Annotated in this window: 1 protein-coding gene; it reads left to right on the forward strand. The window is 68.0% G+C overall.

All coding sequences use genetic code 11. The annotated features are described in order from the left end of the window. On the forward strand, positions 1-1432 hold a 1432-nt coding region (locus JK364_RS54245), incomplete at both ends, for an acyltransferase domain-containing protein (protein ID WP_201858852.1).

Raw genomic sequence — 1432 nt, forward strand, 5'->3', positions numbered from 1 at the left:
TGCGGCGGACGGTACCGGTTTCTCCGAGGGTGTCGGTGTGCTGCTGGTCGAGCGGCTGTCGGATGCTCGGGCCAGGGGTCACAACGTCCTGGCCGTGGTACGGGGATCGGCGGTCAATCAGGACGGTGCGTCCAATGGTCTGACCGCTCCGAATGGCCCCTCCCAGCAGCGGGTGATCCGGCAGGCCCTGGCCAGCGCCGGCTTGACCACGGCCGAGGTGGATGTGGTCGAGGCCCACGGTACGGGTACGACGCTGGGCGACCCGATCGAGGCCCAGGCGGTGATCGCCACCTACGGCCAGGACCGTGACCGGCCCGTGCTGCTCGGCTCGCTGAAGTCGAACCTTGGGCACACGCAGGCTGCCGCGGGTGTCTCCGGTGTCATCAAGATGGTCATGGCACTGCGGCATGACACTGTCCCGGCCACCCTGCATATCGATGAGCCCTCCCGGCATATCGACTGGACGGCCGGCGCTGTGGAACTGGTGACGGAGAACCAGCCCTGGCCGGAGACGGGCCGGGCCCGCCGGGCAGCGGTGTCCTCCTTCGGCATCAGTGGCACCAACGCGCACGTCATCCTGGAGAGCGCACCCGCCCAGCCCTCAGCGCCGGCCACGGACAGCCCGGTGCCGGCTGTGACAGCTGGTGTGGTGCCGTTGCCGATCTCGGCCAGGACTTTGCCCGCCCTGGCCGATCTCGAAGACCGGCTGCGTGCCTACCTGACCACCGCACCCGAGACTGACCTGTCTGCTGTGGCGTCGACGCTGGCGGTGACCCGGTCGGTGTTCGAGTACCGGGCTGTGCTGTTGGGGGAGGACACCGTCACCGGCACCGCGGTGTCGGATCCGCGGGTGGTGTTTGTCTTCTCGGGTCAGGGGTCGCAGCGGGTTGGTATGGGTGAGCAGTTGGCTGCCGCTTTCCCGTTGTTCGCGCGGTTGCATCGGCAGGTGTGGGATCTGCTGGATGTTGCGGATCTTGATGTGGATGATACGGGGTATGCGCAGCCGGCTTTGTTTGCGTTGCAGGTGGCGTTGTTCGGGTTGCTGGAGTCGTGGGGTGTGCGTCCGCAGGCGGTGATCGGTCATTCCGTCGGTGAGGTTGCTGCGGGGTATGTGGCCGGGGTGTGGTCGTTGGAGGATGCGTGTGCGCTGGTGTCTGCGCGGGCTCGGTTGATGCAGGCGTTGCCGGCGGGTGGTGTGATGGTGGCGGTGCCGGTTTCGGAGGAGCAGGCCCGCGCGGTGCTGGTCGATGGTGTGGAGATCGCCGCGGTCAACGGGCCCGCCTCGGTGGTGCTCTCCGGTGATGAGGCTGCTGTGTTGCGGGTTGCTGAGGGGCTGGGGAGGTGGACGAGGCTGTCGGTCAGCCACGCCTTCCACTCGGCGCGGATGGAGCCCATGCTGGAGGAGTTCCGGCAGGTGGCGTCCCGGCTGACC

The organism is Streptomyces endocoffeicus, from assembly GCF_016741935.1.
Lineage (GTDB): Bacteria > Actinomycetota > Actinomycetes > Streptomycetales > Streptomycetaceae > Streptomyces > Streptomyces endocoffeicus.